The sequence below is a fragment of the Fibrobacter sp. UWOV1 genome, from assembly GCF_900142495.1.
Lineage (GTDB): Bacteria > Fibrobacterota > Fibrobacteria > Fibrobacterales > Fibrobacteraceae > Fibrobacter.
The window spans coordinates 43984-63056 of the sequence record NZ_FRBA01000003.1 but is presented as its reverse complement, the minus strand read 5'-3'; the positions used below and the strand labels follow the sequence as shown (position 1 = coordinate 63056).

The following is a 19073-nucleotide window of genomic DNA, read 5'->3' as shown; positions in this document are numbered from 1 at the left end:
CAGGCGCTCCGCTGGAGCGCCTGTTTTTCGTGAGTAACAAGGAGTAATTACCCTTTCCAATTAGGGTCAACTTCGTACATAATCTCATTGATCCAGTACACAACATCTTTGAACTTGACGTATCGGGCCGCCGCATTTTCCGGTTCAATTAGGAATTCGATTTTATCAAAGTTGCAAATGCACTTGGTTACTCTGGTTGCATCGTAATAGTCAAGTATCAACGTATCACCGACCATCTTTTGAGAAACCTTCGCGTCTATTCCGCAATAGTCCATCACATTTTCCAAGGTCAAGACTGTCATACCGTTCATGTAAGTAATCTGCCTTGCTTCGGGAAGGTCAGAGACTGCACTTTTTGTAACAGGCTTTACGGCAAGGTCATCATTCATGCATTTACCTCTTTCAAACCCCTTCAATTCCAATTCCGTCTGATTCGATTCGGGAATGCTATCCTGCGCGACAGGAATAGAATCCCGCGGTTCCTGTTCATCAGGTGGAAACGCCTTAATAATTTCCATTCTGTTGCCATAATCTCCATCGATAACGGCAACTAACAGCTTGGCATTGATAAATGCAGGGTCCGCCTTCACCTTAAAAATCAGTCGGGAATCACACATGCAATCCGGTTCGACATTGACGGTATCAAGCGCAGCCTGTTCCATATAAAGGGTATCACCTGATGCCGAAAGCTGGAAGTTTCCGACATTCGGTTTCCTTATGATACTCACCGTTCCGCTGATAGACCTACAATTCATCGACACATTCTCGACAACGACCGTTGCCGAATCGTCTCCGTCTTCATAACCCATATAGGCTATAGGAGGCAAAGCCGCATCCATCATAGGGTCCACCTTTTTATCGAGACACGTTCCAAAGATATCGTTAATCTGCTGTACGGTTTCTTCTTGCGAAGAAGACGAACGATCGATACAACAAGTCTGGCTCGACATGTGAATATCAAAGCTCGAAGACGACGACACCGAAGACGAACTCTGTTCCTCGCTGGACGAAGAAACCGTCACCTTGCAGCAGGTCGTATCAGGAGGAAGTTCGCTAGAAGACGACTCCTCCACCGTGGAACTGTTTCCGCCAGTAACAGGCTCGGGCGCTGTCGAAGACGAATCGTCGCCGCAGGCAAGTAAGCCAAACGAAAGTGTCATCGCAGCCGCAACAGAGACAACTGTTGCAAAAATCGAATTCTTTTTCATGATTTCCTCCTTTAATTAATTTCCTAACGGAATCGCCCTTTGATTATCAAAGACTGCAGAATCTAAGCCAGGGTAGAACTGGTCCATTTTGAATCCGGCATCTGCCACGCAGAAACAGCCATAATCCAAGCCCTTGCTCCGACTAAAGGCTGCATACAGCGTACTCCCATCAAGGCCTACTATTGCGCCAGATTCGTTGACATCATTCAAGAATGAAGTCCGTTGTTCTTCGTCGCAAGGAACATCGAATTGGACATTTTCAAACAGAATCACTTCTGAATTTCCATCCATGTAGAAGCGTGCCGAAGCAGGTTCGATTTCGGGGTCGACAACGGGAATATCGTTTTTATTATAAAGTGAATAATCCTTGCACTGCAAACTGAAATCCTCTGTATGGACACGAAGATTATGGTATTCAGGCAAAGGTACATCAGAATCGCTTGCAGATGATTCCGGCTCCGGTTGCGGATCCGAGCCATTGCTTCCCTTAGAGTCGTCGCTGCTATTCGGCTCAGCATTTAGACTGGATGAACTGCCAACCGGAACAAAAGGCTGTACGTCCGTTCTTTTTTCACTCGACGAACTGGATTCTTCCAGCGGGACATCCGGAAGATTTCCTTTGTCTTCGGACGAACTGGATACCGCAATGGTATCAACATCGTTGGACGAACTGCTTACCTCGGCAATGGAATTGGGATCGATGGTTCCGCCCGCCAAAGAACCGCCCGCGGAATCGTCGGAGCAGGCCGCCATAAAAGCAATCGAAAATGCCGTTACAGAAAAAACAAACTTCTTAAGCATGGCGCACCTCTTTAATTTTGTCCGTTACCGGGAAAAACTGGAAATTGATTCTACAAACTTGATCCTGGTCGCTATATTCATTCGCAATCGCAAGCACCCTTCTGCAGCAGGCATCGAGCTCTTTTGCAATCCGTTCGCTTGCCTCTTGATTCACGCTGAGCGTGACACCCGTAAAATAACGTTCGTTCGGCGCATAGCGATCCACGGCACGGGCGGCCATATTCGCCATCTCTTTGTGCATGGCCCGTATTGCTATGGGCAAAGCCTCTTTCGAACCAATGACCGTCTGTTCCGTCTGCGAATAGACCTTTTCGCCATCCTTCTTCAGGAACCCGGCCTTCACCAAGAAATTTAGTACATCTCGCACTTCTTCGGCAGACACATGTTCCTTGCACGCATCGGCCAAATCGCGGGGAGAGGCCCCCGGCATCATCGGGGCGAGTTCACGAAGCACTGGGTACTTCCAGGATTCATAATACTGGAAGGCTTCGCCATCGACCACGCGCACCTTGTGTTCCAACGCAATCCTCTGCATTTCGAGGAGGGCCGCCTTCTTGGCTTCGTCCTTGTCGGCATTGCAGAACAGGACCATTTCGCGGAAGTAATCCGCCTCGTAGCCGCTAAGCCCCATGGCCTTCGCCACGTCGTCTATTTTGACCTTGCTGAGCTTGCTCTGGCCCATGCACACAAGCTTCAAGAAGTTCGGCGAGGTAAATCCGGCACTCTTGCAGAATTCACGCCACGAGAACGCACCCAGGCGTTTGCGTTCGTCGTAGTAATCCTGCATAAAGAGGTGGTAATCTTTGTATTCAAGTACCGATTTCATACTAAGGAATATATATTTTCCTCAGATTCCAGTCAACATGTTTATTATACAAAATCATAGAATTTTATTAAAAAATAACAAATATAACCACATTTTATCAAATACAATCACCCAAATTATACAAAGTGTATAATACACCCCCAAAACCGTATAATACGTTTTCAATCATTTTAAAAGAAACAATCTTTGAAAAATCGTACAAAATTTGTATATTGTTCGTTACAAATTAACATTTGGGAATTTATAAAGGAGAGAACAGGATGAAAAAAGCGTTCTTAGGCGCATCCATGATTTCCATGGCCATTTTGAGCGGTTGCGGCGATTCCGATTCCGGATCCGCAACCTCTTCTGCACCGATGCCCGATGGCGTCGTGAAGACCATTGCCGAATTGGGAAAATGCAGCTCTTCTACAAAGGGCGACGTCATGCAAGTGCTCGCCGACGGCAGCTTCTACCGTTGCGAAGACGGCGAATGGGTCTCCCTCGGCTGGGAAAAGGAAATCACGAAATCCTCCAGCAGTACTTCTACCAAGGATGTAAGCTCCAGCTCGAAAAAGCCAATCTTCGATGAAGACGATGTCATCGAAACGCCCAAGAGTTCTTCTTCCAAAGTTGTCGAATCCAGCTCCAGCGAAGAAGAAATTGAAAGTTCCTCTTCCGAAGCTGAAGAATCCAGCTCCAGCGAAGAAGAAATCGAAAGCTCCTCTTCCGAAACTGAAGAATCCAGCTCCAGCGAAGAAGAAATCGAAAGTTCCTCCTCCGAAGACGAAGAACTCTCCAGCTCCAGCGAAGAAGAAATCGAAAGCTCCTCTTCCGAAGACGAAGAACTCTCCAGTTCCAGCGAAGAAGAAATTGAAAGCTCTTCCTCCGAAGACGAAGAACTCTCCAGCTCCAGCGAAGAAGAAATTGAAAGCTCTTCCTCCGAAGACGAAGAACTCTCCAGCTCCAGCGAAGAAGATGAAGAAGTGAGTTCCTCTTCTGCAGAACCTGATGACATTTAATTTTATTCTCTAAGATTTTTCAAAATTACTTTCGTTATCTACGATGCAAAAAACCACCGGATTTACCCGGTGGTCTTCTTGTATCTAAATTTCTCAACAACCGATTACAGATCGTCGTCAGCGTCTTCGATATTGTACTTCACAGCCTTGGCACCTTCGATATCGGCTTCTACGCCATCGGAGTTGACCGGAAGAACGATAGCGTAAATTGTCGTTACACTTGTGGAGAAATCGTCAAGGTCAAACCTGTAACTCGTTCCGCTTGTATAGGTGCGATAAGCAAAGTCGTTATCGAGATTGGTCTTCACATAAATGTTGTAGCGGGTAACGTCACCTTTTTTGGGTTCATCCCAAGTCAGGACTGCGTAGTAAGAGTAGTCCGGATCGGTTGCGAACATGAGGCCTTCGACCTGGCCCGGCTTATCAGAGCTAGAATCACTGCCGCCAACCGTAAACGAAGAATTGACCGTAGAAGATGCGCCGTCGACAGAGTAAACCGTTCCACGCACGGTGTAAGAGGCATCCTCAGTCCACTTGCCAGAATACGGGGAAATAGAAACGGTACGCTTGTCCTTGCTCAGGGACACCGAGATAAGGACGTTGCTGCTGCCCTTGGACACGCTCCACTTGGTGGTATTCACGGAGTCGCTTTCCAGTTCCGTTGCATACGTGAAGGTAATGTCAGAAGACACATCGATGCTGTTCGTATTGTCATCGATCTTCACGATCTGAGCGGAGCTCTTCACGAGGCTGATGGAGGAAACGTTGATAATATCGCCAGCGCGCATCGAAGTGCCGCCCACGAGTTTGACATCGTTACCCATATAGGTCTTGGACTTGATCTGTTCCTGGCCCACGGAAATCGTCACTTCGACGCCTTCCGGAAGCTTATCGAACGAGTATTCGCCGTTTTCGCTGGTCTTCGTGGTCAGCTCGCACGGCACGAATTCCTTCGGCAGGTTGGCATAGACCGTCACGCCAGAAGCGCCGTTCGTCTTGCCCTTGTCGTCGGTGAACAGCACAATGCCCTTGGCCTGCACGCCGACCTTGTACATCGGGACAGTCTGGATGACATCGCCCACGCGCGGCACATCGCCGGCGCCCTGTTCTGCAAGATTCACGAGAGCATGGACCGTTGCGTAGCCATCCTTGGAGATCTGGTAGCTATGGTCGCCCAGAGCCTGATTCTTCCACACGGAAAGACCCAGGGAATCCGCAACGACGGCCTTGTCGTCAACTACGGAATAAACGGTCACGCCAGAAAGAGCTGCTCCAGAATGATTGTCTACGACCTTGATAGTGATAGTGCCTTCGGCCTTGGCATCGTCGTTGATGTTAGTGACAGTGCTATCGCAAGCCGCAAGGAAAGCCGCAACGGCGGCAAAAGAAAATGCATATTTAAGCTGCATTTGTCCTCCTCTATAAATATTAATGCAAACAAAATATAACAAACAAGACATATAATGTCAACAACGCTTTACAAGAAAAATATAAGCAGCCCATAAAAAAAACTGCCCCGTTCGGAGCAGTTTATCACATTCAAATAGAGAGATTTTTAAGCCATTACCAAATCCGGACGGGCCTTCATTTCGTCCAGTTGAATCTGGTGAAGAACCACGTGACCTTGCATAAGACTTTCCTGCACATCGATAATGCGCTGGTTGGTCGAACCTCTGAACTTGATTTCCAGGGACTTCTTCGCCATAATAAACGGACCGTCAATCAGGATATCCGCAAAAGTCAACAATTCGAAGAGTTCCGGGCGTTCATGCATCAAGTCCATGAGACGTTCATAGGTGTAACCCGTGAAAATCACCAGATTCATGCCACGTTCCTTGATTTCGCGGGCAAGGGGAATTAGCGCCTTAGCCTGGTCCATCGGGTCGCCTCCGCTAAACGTCACGCCATCGAGCAGCGGGTTTTCGTCGATCATGTCAAGGATTTCTTGAATATCGATAAAATGCCCACCCTTGAAATCGTGGGTTTGCGGATTGTGGCATCCAGGGCAGTTGTGATGACAGCCCTGGGTAAAAATCGTCATGCGGATTCCGGGGCCGTCGACAAACGATTCGGGTTCGATACCCGCAATGCGCAGCCTCGGAGTTTCTTCTTGTTCCATAACGATTTACACACCGTGCTTCACGCGATCGTTCACTTCGGCACGCTTTGCGTTATTGAAGCGATCGACGGTACCGACGAGGTAACCCGTGATGCGACGGATACGTTCGAATCCGATACCTTCACCGTATTTGTTCAATTCTTTTTCAGACATTATTGATTCTCCTTGCTAGATAAATAGTTGGTAGAACTTAGTTGATAGAGCTTAGAGAAAAGAGAATGTTCTAAGTTCTAAGTTCTAAGTTCTAAGTTCTAAGTTCTTACTACCTGATTCCCTTGAATGCGGGCATTCCCGGATAAAGTCTACGCAGTTCCTTCAGTTTTTCTTCGGAAATGGCGTGGCCTTCGCTACGTCCGCAACGCGGGCAGCTGTCACCGATCACACCCACGAATCCGCAAACCGGGTCGCGGTCCACCGGGTGGTTGATGGAGCCGTAACCGATACCCACCTTGGCCATGTGCTGCACGATCTTTTCGAAGGCATCCAGGTTCTGCGTCGGGTCGCCATCGAGTTCGACGTAGCTGATGTGACCGGCGTTGGTGAGTGCGTGGTACGGGGCTTCCAGAGAAAGCTTCTTGAAAGCCGAAATCTTGTAGTACACCGGAATGTGGAAGGAGTTGGTGTAGTAATCGCGGTCGGTAACGCCCGGGATAATACCGAACTTCTTCTTGTCCATGCGCACGAAGCGGCCAGAAAGGCCTTCAGCAGGCGTAGCAAGCAAGCTGAAGTTGAGGCCCAGGCGCTCGGATTCCTTATCGCAGAATTCACGCATGTGGCCGATAATCTTGAGGCCGAGCTGCTGGGATTCTTCGGATTCGCCGTGGTGCTTGCCCGTAAGCATCACCAAGGTTTCGGCAAGGCCGATAAAGCCAATGGAAAGCGTACCGTGCTTGATGACTTCGCCAACGGTGTCTTCCCAACCGAGCTTTTCGGAATCGATCCAGACGCCCTGTCCCATGAGGAACGGGAAGTTCTTGACCTTGCGCTTGCTCTGCACGGCGAAGCGTTCCATGAGCTGGTCGCTCACCAACTGCATCATGCGATCGAGTTCCTTGAAGAACAGGTCGACAGACTTCATCTTGATGGCGATACGCGGAAGGTTGATCGAAGTAAAGCTCAAGTTGCCACGGCCAAAGCTGATTTCGCGGCTCGGGTCGTAATGGTTACCGATTACGCGGGTACGGCAACCCATGTAGGCAATTTCGGTTTCAGGGTGGCCCGGCTTGTAGTACTGCAAGTTGTACGGGGCATCCTGGAAGCTGAAGTTCGGGAACAGGCGCTTGGCGCTCACGCGGCAAGCGAGCTTGAACAAGTCATAGTTCGGGTCGCCCGCCTTGAGGCTGACGCCGTCCTTGACGCGGAAAATCTGAATCGGGAAGATTGCCGTTTCGCCACCACCCAAGCCTTCTTCGGTGGTGAGAAGCAGGTTACGCATAGCCATGCGAGCTTCGGGCTCGGTACACATACCGTAGTTGATGCTGGAGAACGGAGTCTGAGCACCGGCACGGCTGTGCATGGAGTTCAGGTTATGAACGAAAGCTTCCATAGCCTGGAAGGTTGCCTTGTCGGTTTCTTCGTAGGCCATCTTTTCGGCAAACTTCTGGGCGTTCTTCACCGTTTCTTCACCGTAGGTCTTGGCGAGTTCGCGGGCTTCGGCTTCCACGAACTTTTCGTTCGGCACGAGCGTTGCGACCATGCCCATTTCTGCCATTTCGGTATGGAGCTTCTTCACAATCGGCAGGATTTCTTCTTCGGTCTTGCCGGCGAGAAGAATGAGAGCCTTGACCATGTTGGAAAGGTAAGCCTTGCGGTAAGTGATGCGCACGCCGTCGGCCATGGCATAGTCAAAATTCGGAATGGACTGACCGCCGTGCTGGTCGTTCTGGTTAGACTGAATGGCAATAGCGGCCAAAGCAGCGTAGCTACGGATATCCTTGGGTTCACGAAGGTGACCGTGACCGGTGTTGAAGCCGTTCTTGAAAAGCTTCTTGAGGTCGATCTGGCAGCAGGTCATGGTAAGGGAATAGAAATCCAAATCGTGGATATGGATATCGCCTTCCATGTGGGCGCGGCTGTGCTCGGGCTTGAGCATCATCATGGTGTAGAAATGCTTTGCGGATTCGGAACCATACTTGAGCATGGTACCCATGGCGGTATCGCCATCGATGTTCGCGTTTTCACGCTTGAGGTCGGATTCCTTAGCAGAACTGAAGGTAATGTCGCGGAGCGTATGCATGAGGCGAGTGTTGACTTCGCGCACGCGGGTACGTTCGGCACGGTACAGGATGTAGCTCTTGGCGGTATCGGCATAGCCACCTTCGGTAAGAGCCTTTTCGACAGCGTCCTGGATTTCTTCGATTTCGGGAACATTCTTGCCTTCGGATTCAAGTCGGCCCACCACATCGGCGGACACCTTGAGGGCCGTGCTCGTGAGCACGTCGTCGTTTCCCAACAAATTCAACTGACTCTGGGCAGCCTTAATCTGTTCGTCGAGCTCGCCCGATGCGCGGAATGCCTTGACAATGGCGTCGGCAATCTTTTCAATGTTGAACGGCATCTCACGGCCGTCGCGCTTCCTTACAGAAACTATCATCTACCAATCCTTGCTGCCCGGCGAATCAGCCCCGAATTGCATAATTGCAGGCGAAACTCGTTTCGAGCATACTTTTTTCTTTCATTTCCGGTATTTACTATATCTTGTGTCTCAAAAGAAGCTCGAAGCACAAGATATGGAAAACAATATAACAAATGTATCTGTCATTGGAAGACATTTTTCAAAAAAACAGCGCTTTTTATGTAAATTTAAGCTTACAAAGTTGGACTTATCAACAATCCAGAAAACAGGCTTTTAAAGCGGCTTTATACAAAGTAAGCAAAACAAAAGCTAACGCCTTTATTTATAAGCAGTTAGCGAATTTTACCATTCCGGACACTTATCAACACAAAAATAAAAGTTTTTTATAAACTACGTCTTGACAAACACAGGCCTTGTGATTAGCCTGTATTATTGGAGTAATTCTACCACCAAATGAACCGATGCAGAGATGCTTACGGAGTCCGCGATAGACGAAAGAAGGGCGTCTTCGCTATAGTCGTTGAACTTGGCTACCCCCAGGACTTGCCGTCCGTGCATAAGGTCGCTACCGCCGTTTTCACTGACCGAGATTACCTTGCCAAGCTTGCCGCCAACGCTTTCGGCGTAGCTTTCTGCCTTGTCCATAGCCTTCTTGCCCACCGAGAGTATGATTTCTTTGCGCAAGGAATCTTCGCCCTTGAGACGGGCTGACGTGCGATCGATTTCGACATCAAGTTCTGCAGAAAGGACAGCGACTGCCGCGGCAGCCACAGACCTGGAAGAACAACGAATTGCAAAGGACTGGCTCACCACATAGCCCGTAAGACTGCGGGTACCCTTGTCATAGGACCATTCCTTACGCATATCGACACTGTTCTGTTCGATATCCGCATTCTGGATATCGAGTTTACTCATTTGTTCAAAAATCGCCTGGCGACGGGTTTCGAGCTGTTTGAAAAGCAGTTCCTTGTCGCGACCGCGCAATTCAAGCATCGCCACCGTCACGAATTCGTTCGCCCCGTACTTGCGGGATTCCGATGCAGACACCTTTACCGTAGACATCTGCGCGTCGCTTACCACAGACGGGACCTTCAAGGATTTCGGCATTGCATTCTGCATTGCATTTTCCTTGTTGGTCGTAAGCAGCAAGAAGCCGAGCAATACGACTAGCAGGACGAGTCCCAATGTAACTTTGTTCATATTCAACCCCTATGACAAGTTCATTTATTTGTTGAAACCAGGTTGGTGACCGTATTAATAAGCAAAGCCATCACGATTGTCGTCGTCATACTGATAAAGGGCAGCCAAGGCCAGCTAAAGATACCACCCAATACAGCCGGCACCCCAAAAGCAGGAATGCCTTGAACAAGAATCAAACTACCCATGCCGCAAATCACGGCAACGACGACAACCCAGCCGCGGAGTTTACCCGCCCCCGTACCGAAGATTTTATCGGCATAGAAGGCAAGCAGGAACATGCCGAGAAGCGGCCCCGTGAAAAGCCCCGTAAAGAAGAGAGCATTCTTGAGAAGGCTCCCCTGCTGGGTTGCTGCAAACAAGGCAAAGAAAATGCCCAGCACACCCCAGACTACCGTCCAAATCTTGGCACGCTTGAGTCCACCGATTCCGGCATTTTCGTCCCAGCCCAAAAAATCGCGTTCAGACGTATTGCCCAAGGAATTGATGGCGCTCGAAAGGCTACTCATGGCAGCCGCACAAATGGCTGCAACAATCAGCCCCGTCACGCCCACCGGAAGTCCATTTACAATAAAGTAAGGAAACACATCGTTCTGTCCCAAGCCTTCAGGAAGCACCGCCGCATGGGCCTTCTGGTAATAAACATAGAGAGCGGCACCTACCCAGTAGAACAAGATAGAAACGGCACAGCCAAGCACCATCGAAAGAATGCTTGAACGGTTCGCCGCCTTCACGTCTTTACAGCTCAGGTAGCGCTGCACAAACTGCTGGTCGCAACCGCGAATGGCAATTTCAAGAACCGCATAGGCAAAGCCCGCCGACACAAGCGTGCGCGCATTCGAAATATCCATCGAGGCGTCCCACCACTTGGTCTTGCCCGCTTCGCTTGCAAGGGCCGCCATTTCGCCAAAGCCGCCGACCGCATTCGAAATCAGAATCAGCACCAGCACTCCGCCGCCAAAGAACACAACGAACTGCATCACGTCGGTCCAAATGACCGCCTTGATACCGCCAAACCAGGTGTAGAATATGGCCACCGCCGCCGACACGATAATTGCAAGTTTCAAGTCGATATGCAAAATCTGCGCAAGCACAAGCGACGGCGCAAACAGGAGGATTCCCGTACGCAACAGCAAGTGCAAGCAATAGAATATAGCGGCAAGCCTGCGCACCGGGCGGGAGAATCGGAGTTCGAAAAGTTCGTAGGCGCTGTTAATGCCAGAAGTCCGGAACTTGGGGATAAAGACAAGCCCCACTACCACAATGCTAATGAAGGCGCCAATCTGGAACATGAGGAACGTCATGTTGTCGCCATAAACATCGGCAGGCGCCCCCAAGAAGGTCGTCGCACTCACGGACGTCGCAATAAGGCTAATGCCCACGGCCACCCACGGAATGGAGCCGCCGCCCAACATGTATTCCTTGAGATTCTTATTACCGCGCGAGACAAACAAGCCGATCGCGATTGAGAGTAACAAGTATGCGACTAAGACAATCCAATCGAGCGCGGTAAACATGCTATACACTCACGGGTTCAGATTCTTGTTTTTCGAACTGCACGACCTGGTTGCGACCGCCTTCTTTAGCGCGGTACAACGCCTGGTCGGCATTGTTGATGGCCTTTTCCAAGTCACCGTTAAAGTTCTGAGTCAGCAAGAACGCGCCGATACTTACCGTCACGCGCAAGGGTTCTGCCTGGTGTACATCGAACACGAGCTTTTCGACCGACTTGCGAATGCGTTCAGCAGTTTCGATCATGCCGTCGGCATCGGTATCGATCAAGGCGACCACGAATTCTTCGCCGCCAAAGCGGGCCACCACGTCAATTTCGCTGCGGATTTCTTTACTGATGGTGTCGGCAATCCCCTTGATGACCACGTCACCAATCGGATGGCCATAGGTATCGTTCACATGCTTGAAGTGGTCGATATCCATCATCAAGAGGCCAATGCTGTACTTGGCGCGGTCTGCACGAATTTTTTCGGAGCGCAATTTTTCAAACATGGTCTTCTTGTTGATGAGACCCGTATGTCCGTCGCGCATGGCCTGGTCGCAGCCCAGTTCAAACTTGCGGGCGCGATTGTAGGCAAAGCCTGCTACGCCGGCAAATGCCTTGAGCAATTCCTTTTCATGATCGTTGTACGGCATGGAGCTGCTGCTTTCAAGGCAAATCGCAATTTCGGCGGTATCGGAACCATGTTCAGCCGCAATAGGCATGACCAAAATCTGGCGCAGGTTCAGGTTCTTGCGTTCCGAATCGTTCAAGCGCGGCAGGTAATCCTTGAAGCCCGGCAAGAACGAGCGTTCCATGGGGCGGTTGCGCATCAGGGCCAGCACAAACACACCCTTGTCCGAAAGCGTAAACTTCTTGTTCGCAAACTGCTCGGCATCTACACCGTCGCAGTACACCACGCTACCATTCATGTCGTCGCCCGGATCCATGGCAAGAATCGTGAGGCGGTCGTAGGCCATGTTCGCCTTCACGTAATTGATAATCTGCTTGTAGATGTCCTTGACCGACATGTTCTGGAAGAACTTGCGCAGGTAGCTGTAAAGTCCGCCATACTGCTGCAGGGCAATATGCTTTTGTGCCGAGTAGAAACCCTTGTAGTCGAGCATCGAAATAGCGCTTGCGATAAACTTGAGCGCATTAGCCGTCATGTCGTTAAACGCATTCGGGTACACGGAATCCATTACAAGTGCACCTACGCGAAGTCCAGAGGCATGATCAATCATGGGCACGGCCACCACCGACTTGATGGCCGGATTGTCCACATAGTACATCACGCTCTTCGCACCCGGAAGGTCACCTTCCAGAAGGCGGTTCACGTTACTGCGGAACAGCTGGCCCAAAAGACCGGACGTTTCGGTAATGCGCGTGCGGAGGTTCACCGAAATTTCCTTGTCGTTTGCAAAATTGCGAATACCCCATTCCCTCTGGTTTTCCATCTGCGTAAACACGATGACAGAATTCACATGCGGTACCACGATCTTGAGCGCAAGCAGCATGTCGGTCATGGAACGGTTGATGTCAGCGTTAGCGCGGGCCCAAACCTGGCTCACCTTGAGGGCGGCTTCGGGTTCATTGGCCATACCCCTAGGCGCATTGGAAAATTCGTTCTGCAAGGTCGGCGTAATAATCGGGTTGTTCGTCGTCGAACGCTTCTTGAAAATCGTCGGAATGGGAGCTGTTGGAGGCTGCTGGGAATTCGGGCCGGCAAGGCGCGGGCGGTTCATGCAGGCAAGCACTAACGCAACGACGGCGAAGGGAATCAGGAACAGGAACATTCCCCCCTGGAATGCAAGGCCAAGCAAAAGGCCCGCGACCACGAATAAAATTTCAGCAACAGACATATCTTTCCCACTATAAACGGAAGGAACGGTACAGCATTACGACCGAGACGCCGCCATATACAAAGTGGCTAATCCATGCCGCCCAAAAAGGCGAAAGCGCACCATTTTCTCCCATCTTTAAGCCGATTCTTTCAAGAATATAATAGCTAAAAACAATCAAGAGGCCAACCCCGAACTTCTGGGAAAGGCCCCCAGAGCGACTATAGCGGTGGCAAAGTGCTGCTCCGATGAGTAGTACAATCAAATTCATCCAATGGGCGGAACGCTTAAACTGGAGCGCGGTTTCCATAGCCCGGGTATCTTCGCCCGAACGGCGCAACACGTTGATTCTAGCCATGACCATCTTGGAATCCATTTCATCGGCGGTCTGGCGTTCGTTAATCAAGTCGCCCGGATAAGTCGTTACCTTGTCGCACAACTTTTCGCGATGAATCGGGTAAACGTTAACTGTACCGTCTTTATGGAATTCACGGCGGAGCCCGCGTTCAAATTGCCAGCAGCCCGGCGGCGGGTCTATGCTAGAAAGCCTTGCAATCGAATCGAGCGAATCCTTGGGAGCATCTTCAATCCAGCGGACCAGTTTTGCATCGTAACGCTCTACCAGGCGGCCATCTTCGCGAAGGAGCAAAACCACGTCGCGGCCAAAGCGGCCCTTGCCGGAATAATGCCTAAAGAACCAGCTGGCCCGTTCGCTGTCGATAAAGGTAAAGTCGCGTTTTTCCTTGATGCGCGGATTTTTCTTTTTCTGGGCGTTGGTCTCCATGGTTTCAAGGCGCTTGTGGTTCGCATCAGGGAGCCAAAGTTCGCTCATTTCGTAAGAGGCAATCGATACGATCACGCCGAACACGAAAATCGGAATCAACGTCTTGAACGGCGCCTGGCCGGAACTCTGCATGGCACTCATTTCCAAATGACGCGTCATGTTACCGATCGAGGCCAGCACAGCAATGAACAAGGCCACCGGCGAAATCAGGTAAATCATGTAAGGCAGGTAGCTTACATAATAGTCTATCGCATCCTTGGTGTCGCGGGCAAGCCAGGTCTTGATGTTACCCACAAAGTCAATGACCGCAAACATAAGAATCGCGCCCAAGAGCACCAGCAGGAACATCTTGAGAAAATTCCACATCATGTACCGGGAGAATTTCATCCAATCCTCCTGGTAAAGAATCCGAATATCTTCTTGAAGAACCCGCCCACCGCGCGAATCGCCCTAAAGAACTTGGAATCGCCCGAGAAACGGTCGCGCACCATGGCCACCGTAATGAATATGCCGAAGGTGCCTATGATAATGTTCGACGCCCACATAGCAAGCACCGGATCTATCAAAAGTCTATCGGCCATGTTTTCGCCGCCAATCAGGCAAATCCAGTAAATCACGAAGAACGCAAGGCTATAAAGAATACCCGTACCGATACCGCCCTTGCGCGCCATGATTCCAAGGGGGGCGCCAATCAGAACAAAGATAAAGCAGGCAAAACCGGTGCTGTACTTCTTGTGGATTTCGACCGTGTACTGCGCCTTGCGCTTGAGTTCCGTTTCCATGCGGCTGTATAATCTTTCGGTTGTGCGAAGCGCCGCAATTTCTTGCACGCGGAGTCGCTGCAAAGACCGCCTGCGCTGGATAGAATCAATCTTTGTCCCGCTTTCGACCGATTTCGGGACAATGGAATCGCCCATGACATCTTCGCGCAACGTCACAAGAGTGTTCAACCTTTTTTCGAGCGCCTGATCCCTGAATTCGACATAGCGTTTTTCGGCATCTTCCACCACCTCGGTCATCATCTCGATAGGCATTTCGCGGTCGCTACGGTAACTGCGGCTACGGCGTTCCAGGCGGTCATCCACGTTCTTCATGGCTAGGTCTTGCGAGAAATAACGAATGCGGAAGTAGTTTTCGGGGTTATCGGCATCGGTCATGTGCGTTTCGCCACTGCGCAAGCGAAGCATAAGGGTTGCACCGTTGTCTTCGTATTCCATGGTCGCACTGTCGGCATACACAATACGGGGCGCCCCCCTCTTTTCCATTTCGAAAATCTGGATTCCGTACAAAGTACCCGATACCGGATCGATGCGATTCACCCACAATTGAACATCGGGGAACTGCGTAATGAGCCTGCCCGCATCAATAAACACGTGCGGTTTTTTACGCGACACGGCATTCATGAGTTCGACCGAACGGTGGTTCGCTTCGGGCAGCACCCAGTTGTTGAACACCACCATCAAAACCGAAATCAGCATCGATACCAAAAGTACCGGACGCATGAGCGAAAGCGGAGAAATGCCCGCCGCCTTGCAGGCCGTAATTTCCTGGTCGCCCGAAAGCCTACCGAAAGCCATCAAGCTTGCCACAAGCACGGCCATCGGAATAGACAGCGAAAGCATCCAGGCGAGGTTTAGCGCAAAGATTTCAAGAACAGTCGAGGCAGGAAGCCCCTTGGAAAGCACATTATCGAGGATTTTGACTAAAAAGTCCACCACGAACAGGAACGTGATTCCAAAAAGAGCCGCCAAAAAGGGGCCTATGAGCTCTTTCAACACGTAGCGGACTAAAATCATTTTTCTGAACTTACAAAATTTTCTACTTTACGGGGGTAAAATTAGAATTAACCAAAGAAAAAAAATGAACCTGTTCAAGAATATTCCCTTATTCCTTTGTATTTTAGCTGAAACTGCATTTTTGGTCGGTTGTTCTTCGAGCGGTAAAAGCAAGATGAAACACACCGAATGGTGCCGAATTCGCTATGAAGGCGCAGAGGAACTTTTCAAGAAAGAAAAGTACGGCCGAGCAACAGACAGGCTCGAAGAAATCCTTTCGACATGCGCCGGCACGGGCTACATGGAACAGGCCCAATTCTTGATGGCCGAAAGCTACTTCAACATGGAAGACTGGATCGAAGCCCGCGGTGAATACGGCAGCTTCATCTTGAACTTCCCGGGTTCGCCGTTCATTGAAACCGCCGAATTCCGCAAGGCTATTTCTTCGTTCAACATGGAATTCCGCGTGAGCCGCGACGAAGCGAACACGACGATTGCCATGAGGGACTTTGAACGCTACCTGTCGAACTATCCCGATTCCCCGCTGCGCGACTCGGTGAACTACTACTACGACCTGCTTGTCGAACGCTTGGCCGAGAAGGAATTCCAGACCGCAAGACTTTACCTGCGCATGGACAAGTACCAGGCCGCCGTGATTTACTTCAAGGAATTCCTGGAAACCTACCCCAAGAGCAAGCGCCGTACCGAAGCCTTGTTCATGATTGCCCAGGCCTACAACGAACTTGACCAGTTCGAAACCGCCAAACTCTACTTGAACATCGCCCGCAACGAAGCAAACCCCGACGACAAGAAAATCCAGAAGCAGATTGCAAAGACCGAAAAGAAAATCGACAAGGCCGAAATTGCATTTGCCAAGCGCATGAAAAAGGATTCCCAGAAGAAGCGTTTCTTCAAGGAAGACCGCGAAATGCAGAACTAGTGAAAGATGTGAGATGAGAGATGTGAGATGTGCAATTATTCATTTCACATTACACATCACACATTGTGTCAACCTAAGTGGAGTGAAACGGAATCGAAGGATCTGAATAGGTGAAACATCTTTTGCACATCCTCCTTGTGGCGATTCTTGCCGCATCTGCCATGGCCGCCGAAGAGACTTCGACCCGCGACCGTTCCAGGCTTTCGATTTTTTTGCAACCCGCCGTTTCCTTCTTGGATTTTCCGGAACGCAAATACTTCCAGGATGCAATCGACACGCTCTATTACAGCTTTAAACAAGACGCCGTGACCGAAAGCGAATCGCTGAGTGTCGCCAAGCAGGACTTCCAGAAGGTGAACTTCTGCTTCCCGATTTCAGCTGGGCTCCAATACCAGCTTTTCAAGGACAACTTCATTAGCGCGGGCGTAAGCTTTATTTACGACAACGAATCGGTGGTGCTTACCGACCGCAAGAACCGCACCCACAATTACAGCTACACCATTCAGGGCATGCCGCTCTTTTTGGAATACAGGCTCGGCATTCCCCGCAACTTCATGACGCTTTCGGGCGAAAGCCTGTTCAGCATTGCCGTGCGCTGGTACTGGGTATTGCCCGGCACCGAAATCTATACGACCTGGGGCCAAATGGATGCAAAGACTCCGCTCCTCGGCGCAGGCTTTGGCGTAAGCGTCGGCTACCTGATTGCGAACTGGAAAAATTTCAACATTTACGGCGACGTCGGATTCAGCAGCATCAAGGTGGAATCCGAAAAGAAGTTCTCTAAAATTGTCCCCGACGGTCCCGATAAAAAAGCCAAGTGGAATATCGGTGGACTCACCATGCAAGTGCGCATTGGCTTTGGGCTGTGGAACGAGCCTGAGAGCGTCGAAGATAAAGATGACGATGACGACGATGATGACAAGAAATCCCCGGAGGAATAATGAGCTTTATTCCGGGCGAAAAGTTGCATTACGCCGAGACGCATTTCAAGTTTAAACTCCCGTGGTCGCTGCTGTATAAGCCGTGGCCCGAAATTTTGGTCGATGTCCCATTCCAGTTTGTACCGGGAGTCGAGCCTACCGTTTGGATTGTGGTCCGCGACGCGCATCGGTTCCCGACGCTTATCGAGAAGGCGGAAATCAACGGCAAGACCTTTGAATTACAGATACAGGCGAAGGAGCAATTCGGCTTTTACCCCGTGAAACTCGGGAATCTGGAGCCAGGCGTACATGAACTGGACTGCAAGATTTACGCCAAGCGGATTAGCGAAAACGGCGAGCACACCGAGACGAAAGTTTTTACCCGCTGGAATTACCCCGGATTAAAGCCCAAGCCCTTAAAAATTCAAGTGCTTGCCGAAGAGCCGCCGAAAGCCCCAGGATTTGTCGCCGGCGAAATGCATTGCCACACGCATTATTCTGCAGACCATGTGGAACACGGAGCCTCGCCTGCCGTATTGCAACAGGCGGCCAAGGCCGTCGGGCTTGACTTTGTAAGTTGCACCGACCACGCCTACGATTTTGCCTACACCACCGAAGACTATACCAAAGAAGCGGACACACCGCTCACCCGCTTTGACGCCTTGCGCGAAGAAGTCCGCAAACTGAATCAGAATGCAGATATGCCACTTATGATTGCCGGCGAAGAAGTTTCGGCAGGCAACTCCAAAGGCGAAAACGTGCACATGACGGTACTCGGGCCAGAATGCTATTTGCCCGGTCTCGGCGACTGCGGGCGAAACTGGCTCGAAAACAAGCCTACCTTCAAGATTCCAAAACTTTTGGAAATGACTGCGGCGCATTGCTTTGCAGCCCACCCGATGCAGCCCATGGGCTACCTCGAGAAATTCATCTTCCGTCGCGGCTACTGGAGCCACAAGGATTTGAATCTTGAAGCCAACCACAAGATTCGCGGCATCCAATTTTGGAACGGCATTCGCGACGAAGGCTTTAAGCTTGGAAGACAGTGGTGGATCGAGGAACTCGGCAAAGGAAATTTCTTGCTCCCGATTGGCGGCAACGACGCTCACGGCGACTTGAACGACACGACCGCCGTCGCGACCCCGCTGGTTTCGCTGAAGCATAGCCGAGACCATGTTTTCGGGAAAGTCCGCACAGTTGTGAAATTGGACTCAAGTGTCATCCTGAGCGAAGTCGAAGGATCTAAAAAGAATCTTTCATTAGAAGCTTTAAACGAGGCTTTCGCGGGCGACAACTGCTACATTACCGATGGCCCGGCTCTCTGGTGGGAACGCGGCGAAAAAACCGTGACTTTCCATGCTCGCAATACGCAAGATTTCGGCGGAGCCTTCCGTTACATCCGCATTTTCGGGCGCAAGCGTTCTGCAGGCGGCAAGCTCGCCAAGAACGAAACCGTCTGCATAGAAAGCCTGGTATTGCCGCCCGCCAGCACAGACATTACCGTCAATAAAGATGACTTTGCGTACTTGCGCGCCGAATGCGAAACCGCAACCGGCAAGTTCGCAATGACTTCGGCCGCCGTACTTTAGGAGGG

At 50.6% G+C, this 19073-nt stretch carries 16 protein-coding genes; 4 read left to right on the top strand and 12 right to left on the bottom strand.

Translation table 11 applies throughout. From position 1 onward, the window contains the following. Positions 1-47: 47 nt before the first annotated feature. From BUC02_RS05940 to BUC02_RS05930, 3 genes are read right to left on the bottom strand one after another with little or no spacing between them, the layout of a single operon-like run. Positions 48-1208, bottom strand: coding sequence for a hypothetical protein (locus BUC02_RS05940; RefSeq protein ID WP_073320034.1), 1161 nt, complete (start codon positions 1206-1208; stop codon positions 48-50). A 15-nt stretch (positions 1209-1223) separates the two neighbouring features. Continuing rightward, positions 1224-2009 (bottom strand): hypothetical protein, encoded by a 786-nt coding sequence (locus BUC02_RS05935; RefSeq protein ID WP_073320031.1) that lies wholly within the window; start codon positions 2007-2009, stop codon positions 1224-1226. After that, positions 2002-2835 (bottom strand): TIGR02147 family protein, encoded by an 834-nt coding sequence (locus tag BUC02_RS05930; RefSeq protein ID WP_073320029.1) that lies wholly within the window; start codon positions 2833-2835, stop codon positions 2002-2004. Before BUC02_RS05930 ends, BUC02_RS05935 begins: the two co-directional genes overlap by 8 nt. 260 nt (positions 2836-3095) lie before the next feature. Between BUC02_RS05930 and BUC02_RS05925 the strand changes: the two genes are divergently transcribed. Then, positions 3096-3836 (top strand): hypothetical protein, encoded by a 741-nt coding sequence (locus BUC02_RS05925; RefSeq protein ID WP_139261041.1) that lies wholly within the window; start codon positions 3096-3098, stop codon positions 3834-3836. Positions 3837-3940: 104 nt separating this feature from the next. Here the strand turns inward: BUC02_RS05925 and BUC02_RS05920 are convergent, their stop codons facing one another. The 9 genes from BUC02_RS05920 to BUC02_RS05875 form a co-directional block, all read right to left on the bottom strand. Then, entirely contained in the window at positions 3941-5245 is a 1305-nt protein-coding gene (locus BUC02_RS05920) for a hypothetical protein (RefSeq protein ID WP_073320023.1), read from the bottom strand. Between the two features lie 146 nt (positions 5246-5391). After that, on the bottom strand, positions 5392-5955 hold the full coding sequence (gene nrdG, locus BUC02_RS05915; RefSeq protein WP_073320020.1) for an anaerobic ribonucleoside-triphosphate reductase activating protein: 564 nt from the start codon (positions 5953-5955) through the stop codon (positions 5392-5394). Between the two features lie 6 nt (positions 5956-5961). Then, positions 5962-6108, bottom strand: a complete 147-nt coding sequence (gene nrdD / locus BUC02_RS15850) for an anaerobic ribonucleoside-triphosphate reductase (RefSeq protein ID WP_072798566.1) — start codon at positions 6106-6108, stop codon at positions 5962-5964. Between the two features lie 109 nt (positions 6109-6217). Continuing rightward, on the bottom strand, positions 6218-8548 hold the full coding sequence (locus tag BUC02_RS05905; RefSeq protein ID WP_073320014.1) for an anaerobic ribonucleoside triphosphate reductase: 2331 nt from the start codon (positions 8546-8548) through the stop codon (positions 6218-6220). A gap of 411 nt (positions 8549-8959) precedes the next feature. Next, positions 8960-9730: an SIMPL domain-containing protein gene (locus BUC02_RS05895; RefSeq protein ID WP_073320008.1), complete on the bottom strand. Its 771-nt coding sequence runs from the start codon at positions 9728-9730 to the stop codon at positions 8960-8962. A 20-nt stretch (positions 9731-9750) separates the two neighbouring features. Further along, the gene (locus BUC02_RS05890) at positions 9751-11244 is read right to left on the bottom strand and encodes a sodium:solute symporter (RefSeq protein ID WP_073320005.1); all 1494 of its coding nucleotides are present in this window, start codon (positions 11242-11244) and stop codon (positions 9751-9753) included. 1 nt (position 11245) lies between these two features. Continuing rightward, complete coding sequence (locus BUC02_RS05885) at positions 11246-13081, bottom strand: sensor domain-containing diguanylate cyclase (protein WP_073320002.1); 1836 nt, start codon at positions 13079-13081, stop codon at positions 11246-11248. 10 nt (positions 13082-13091) lie between these two features. After that, the gene (locus BUC02_RS05880; protein WP_073319998.1) at positions 13092-14231 is read right to left on the bottom strand and encodes an LptF/LptG family permease; all 1140 of its coding nucleotides are present in this window, start codon (positions 14229-14231) and stop codon (positions 13092-13094) included. Beyond that, positions 14228-15640 (bottom strand): LptF/LptG family permease, encoded by a 1413-nt coding sequence (locus BUC02_RS05875; protein ID WP_073319995.1) that lies wholly within the window; start codon positions 15638-15640, stop codon positions 14228-14230. The genes BUC02_RS05880 and BUC02_RS05875 overlap by 4 nt, the downstream gene beginning before the upstream one ends. A 64-nt stretch (positions 15641-15704) precedes the next feature. Here BUC02_RS05875 and BUC02_RS05870 point away from each other — a divergent pair, with 64 nt between their 5' ends. The 3 genes from BUC02_RS05870 to BUC02_RS05860 all read left to right on the top strand — a co-directional run bounded on the left by BUC02_RS05870 (position 15705) and on the right by BUC02_RS05860 (position 19068). Beyond that, complete coding sequence (locus BUC02_RS05870; RefSeq protein WP_073319992.1) at positions 15705-16559, top strand: outer membrane protein assembly factor BamD; 855 nt, start codon at positions 15705-15707, stop codon at positions 16557-16559. A 110-nt stretch (positions 16560-16669) separates the two neighbouring features. Continuing rightward, positions 16670-17500, top strand: coding sequence for a hypothetical protein (locus BUC02_RS05865; protein WP_139261040.1), 831 nt, complete (start codon positions 16670-16672; stop codon positions 17498-17500). Continuing rightward, entirely contained in the window at positions 17500-19068 is a 1569-nt protein-coding gene (locus tag BUC02_RS05860) for a PHP domain-containing protein (RefSeq protein ID WP_073319986.1), read from the top strand. The genes BUC02_RS05865 and BUC02_RS05860 overlap by 1 nt, the downstream gene beginning before the upstream one ends. The last annotated feature ends 5 nt before the right edge of the window (positions 19069-19073 follow it).